This is a genomic window from Syntrophorhabdus sp., assembly GCA_012719415.1.
Lineage (GTDB): Bacteria > Desulfobacterota > Syntrophorhabdia > Syntrophorhabdales > Syntrophorhabdaceae > Delta-02.
Genome location: JAAYAK010000031.1, coordinates 1 through 4,597, shown reverse-complemented (window position 1 = coordinate 4,597; position 4,597 = coordinate 1). Strand labels below are relative to the sequence as shown.

The following is a 4,597-nucleotide window of genomic DNA, read 5'->3' as shown; positions in this document are numbered from 1 at the left end:
GCTGGTCTATGAAGATGGTGTTCGTCGAGTCGAGCTTTCTTTTCTGTATCAGGTACCGTACATCGAAGGAAAGCTTGCCCTTGTCGATGGTGTACCCGGCGTACTTGCCTGAATAGGGTGTGGCAGGTGTGAGGTCCATGTCCTTGAAGCTTGCCTTCAGATCGACGTAGAGATCTTTGCTCAAGGGGTTTATCTTCCCCGTGATCTCGAGGGGGGCCGAATTGTCGAGGGTTCCCCGCAACTCGACATCGGCGGTGGTGTTGAGCTGGGATGAAAGGCCGGAGATCCTTCCGGCTATCCGGTCGAGTGTTGTCGAAAAAGCCGGGCGTACCGACTGATCGTTAAAACGTATGGTGCCGCCTTGAAGAGTGACGGTGTCGATCTTTACGGGAACGGACTCCTCGGTGTCGGGGGGCGTCTTGCCCCCGGCAGGGGCGGGGGCTGGCCGCTCTTTCCGCGCGGCCGTTGCCTGGTCGCCGGTCGTTCCGGCACGATCGTCCGTTGCGGCATCGTCCTTGACGATCATGTGTTGGAGGTTCACCGTTTTATCGGGCTTGACGGCGATATTGGCGTAGAAGTCGGTGAGGGATACCCCTTTCGCGGTGACCCGGGTAGGGTTGTATCCGAACTCGACGTTCCGGACATGAAAGGACTTCAGCTTGAGCAGACTCTCCGCGGTCTCCTTGTCGACGGATGAGACGCCGGCGAGGGACATGCTTCCCCTGTAGACTACGGAAGGTCCCTTCTTCGGCATTTGCGTTATGATGAGGTCTCCGCTCGCCGCCGCCGCGCCGCTCATGACCGATATTCTGACCCTGTCAGTGAAATAGGGCTGAAAGGGGCGGATATCGATGCCCTTGAGGTCCATCTTCGCCTTCACAGAGAGCGGCTTCAGTGCCACCGTCCCTTCGAGTTTCACAGTCCCTTTCCTGTTGACGACGAGAGATGTGGAGAACACACCGGGAGAGTCCTCGGCGAGCGAGATCTTCTGACCCTTCAGCTCCAGCTTCTCGACGGTTACCTTCGCAGGGTCCTTGAGGGAATGGTCGGTAAACAGAGCCTTTCCTCCCGTGAGCTCGACACTATCGACGATGAACTGAAAAGGGCCGCTGTCGGCTTTCTTCCCGGCCCTGGCTGTCTTTCCCGCGTTACCGTTGCTTTTCTGCTTCTCCTTCATTTCCGGGACAAGGGCCATGATATTCAGCTCGCCGTTCCGGTCACGATCGAGGGTGAACTCAGGGGATTCGATGGAGACCTTCGAGAGTTCCATCTTTCCGGCAAGGGGCTCGACCGACGCGACGGCGACCCTTAAGGCCGGAAGGCTCACGACCGTTTTGCCCTTCTCATCGTTGACGATGAGCTTCGACACTGCCATGTCACCCTTTAAGGCCAGGAGGGGGGACTTATCCTTGAATTGCCTGAAGGAGACCTCCATCCTGATATCGAGATAGCCCGAGGGGACAGAGAACCGGGCCTTCACGGGGAGATAAGCAAGATAGTGGGGGATGTCCACGTTCTCGATGTTGATGTCGAAGGCTGTTTCCAGAGAGTCCGCGAAGGGCCTCGTCCTTCCCGTGATAACGTAAGGGTCGTCATTCAGCTTCAATGAGAGCGTGGGTCGGACATCCTTTTCAACGTGCTTGGGGGCATTGGACAAGAGGGGGACATTGAGGTTGAGCTCCCTCAGGGTGTGTTTCTTCTTTACCGGTGTGTCGAGGAAATCGGCGCTGCCGTTCTGGATCGCTATGTCGCGAAGCGAAAAGGTGATGTCTTCCTTTTCCGCGTCGGTCTCCCCGGAAGGAGCCCCTTTCTTCTCGAGAAGGTCGGAGAAGCTGTATGACCCGTCGTCATACCGGGTCATGTTCACATGGGGATTCCTGAGTGAGAGATGATCGAGGGTTATGACGCCCGTCACAATGGAAAGGCCCAACCTGGCCCTTATCTCATCGACGCGGAAGAACGTGCCGGGACCGGAGCGCTCACCGATGGCGATGTTCCGGAAACGGACACCCAGCGTGTAAGGGTTGACGCTGATCTTGCCGATGGATACCGTCCTGCCAAGACTGGCGGAAAGCTTCTTGATGAGGACCGATTTCAGGACCGGCGGAGCGACAAAGAATCCCACAACGGTAAAAAGGATTACGGCGATCAGAACCCACAGAAGGGTTTTTCTCAACCTTGTCATTGGATGTCCTCCTTTTCCCTTCCTTCCAATACATACCACCCCGCGCCCGGAATCGCCACCCCTTTTTCCCCCATCCCTTTCGGGGTCGGAAGGACCGGTGGGGACCGCGCGCGATAAAAGGCCTGCGCGGCGATGGAAAATGTGGTATCCTAACCCCTCACATCCTGTTGCAAAGGAACGCCTGTGAAGCATTTGAAGGTTCTGGGTACCCTGGTCTTTGTGGTCTGTGCGGTGGTCCTTGCGTTTGCCCGTCCCTTCGCCGGGTTGTCGGGCGAGGGTCATTGCGTCTGCTCCAGTATCCTCATCGCCCTCGGTCTGTGGATCTTCAGGCCGGGAGGCGTGCCTTACCTTGCGGGCTCGGCAGTTCTCATCGCCGGCTCCGTGCTTTTTGGTGTTCCCCTCCACGTTGTGACGAGCGGTTTCACGAGTTCCGGTGTCTGGGTGCTCATCCCGGCCCTCTATCTCGGTTACGCCCTGGCGAAGACGGGCCTCGGCAAGCGGATAGCCTACTTTGTCCTGAAGAGCTTTCGTCCGGGCTACTTCACCATCATTCTTTCCTGGTTCATCATCGGACTCGTTCTCTCCGCCCTCACGCCATCGATAACGGTGCGCCTTTCCGTCGTGATGCCCATAGCCATGAACCTCGTCGAGGGGTGCGGGTTGAGTTACAGGTCGCGGGGCTCAGCCCTCATCTGTCTTGCCGCCTGGGGAGGGGCGGTTCTGCCGGGTACGGGATGGCTGACGGGGTCTTTGTGGGGGCCCTTCATGATGGGGTTCCTTCCCCCCGAGATGAAACCGCTCGCCACCTTTGAGGCGTGGTTTAGCATCATGTCCGTGCCATGGTTCATCGCCGGCATACTCTTCGTCGGCCTTGTCTATGTCCTCCTCAAACCGAAGACCCCCCTGGCGGTCGCGAAGGAATCCTTCCACGAAGCGTACCGTGCCCTCGGCAGGATCAGCACCCGGGAGGTGGTCACCGCCATCATCCTCACAGGCGCGCTGGTTCTTTTTGCCACCGAAAGGTATCACCATATTCCCACGGCGGCGTGCGCGATGATGGCTGTCCTCGCCCTCGTTCTGTCTGAGATCATAACGGCGGAGGATATCGGAAAGGGCGCCAACTGGGATGTCATCATATTCTTCGGTGCCGTTGTCTCCCTGTCGGACATCTTCGCGCACTCCGGCATATCCGCGTGGATAAGACCCTTCATAGAGCCGGGAATACTGTCTTTTGCACGGACGCCGCTTATGTTCCTCATTGTGGTGACCGTGGGGCTCTGGATCATCCGTTTTGTCGACGTTCCCTGGGGGTTCTCGACGATCGCGTTGACCTCTCCGCTTTTCATCCCGCTTTTCGAGGATTACGGCCTCCATCCCGTGCTTGTGAGCGTGGCCGCGATAGCCGGGGGGAACAGCTTTTTCATGGCCTATACACAGCCCTTCATCATGGTAAGCGACGCGATCACCGCACAGAGGGCGTGGAGCTCCCGCCACGTGGCCATCGCCGGGGGTCTGTACGCTGTGTCCATCATCGCCGCCATGCTCCTCAGTTCCTTCTACTGGAAGGCGATCCACGTTCTTCCCTGATGTCCTTCTTATTCCCCTTGAACCCTTGAACTTTTGAACCATCTTCTTATGTGGTATAGTTCTTTTCGGGTAAAGGAGGGAAAACATTGGCCCGATCACAGTCACGCTCGGAGACACGGATAAGGATCCCCGTTGACGGGGAACGGTCGACCTCGGGGGTGCTCCTTATGCCCGGCGCGGGAGGGCAGCGGACGGCCGTCATCGTGGCCCACGGCGCAGGGAACGACATGGACACACCGCTCATCACCTCCTTTGCGGAGGGGCTTTGTGCCGCCGGCTATCCAGCCATAAGGTTCAATTTCCTCTACAAGGAAGAGGGAAGGAGTGCGCCCGACAGGCAGGATGTGCTCGTCAGGACGTGGGGGGCGGTCTTCGCCCATGCGGGTCAGCTCCTCGCCGGGAAGGTCGATACCTGGGTGGCCGCGGGTAAATCCATGGGGGGCAGGGTGGCCTCGCAGATGGCCGCCGAGGGTCTCTTGCCCGTCGACGGGCTCATCTTTCTCGGGTACCCGCTTCACCCCGCGAATGATACCGGGCGGTTGAGGGATTCCCACCTCTACGGGATCGATACTCCCATGCTCTTCTTCGCGGGGACGAGGGACCCCCTTTGCGGCCTGCCCATTCTCAAGAGGGTTCTCGAGCGGCTCAAAGCACCCTGGGAGCTTCTCACCATCGAAGGGGGCGACCACTCCTTTCATGTCCCGAAGGCCCTCCACAGGCGGGAGGACGAAGTCTTTTTCGAGATCACCGGCAAAGCCGTGGAGTGGCTTGCCCGCAAGGAGTGAAAGCGGGAAGAAGATGACCCGCCGCGGGAATCCCCGGCAG

The 4,597-nt window shown here is 58.7% G+C and carries 3 protein-coding genes; 2 read left to right on the top strand and 1 reads right to left on the bottom strand.

From position 1 onward, the window contains the following. Positions 1-2,185, bottom strand: a 2,185-nt coding sequence (locus tag GXX82_01605) for a DUF748 domain-containing protein (protein NLT21723.1), incomplete at its 3' end; no start/stop codon positions are given. 183 nt (positions 2,186-2,368) lie between these two features. Here GXX82_01605 and GXX82_01600 point away from each other — a divergent pair. Both GXX82_01600 and GXX82_01595 read left to right on the top strand, forming a co-directional pair. Further along, entirely contained in the window at positions 2,369-3,772 is a 1,404-nt protein-coding gene (locus tag GXX82_01600; GenBank protein ID NLT21722.1) for a tricarboxylate transporter, read from the top strand. An 86-nt stretch (positions 3,773-3,858) separates the two neighbouring features. Then, positions 3,859-4,557, top strand: coding sequence for a hypothetical protein (locus tag GXX82_01595; GenBank protein NLT21721.1), 699 nt, complete (start codon positions 3,859-3,861; stop codon positions 4,555-4,557). The last annotated feature ends 40 nt before the right edge of the window (positions 4,558-4,597 follow it).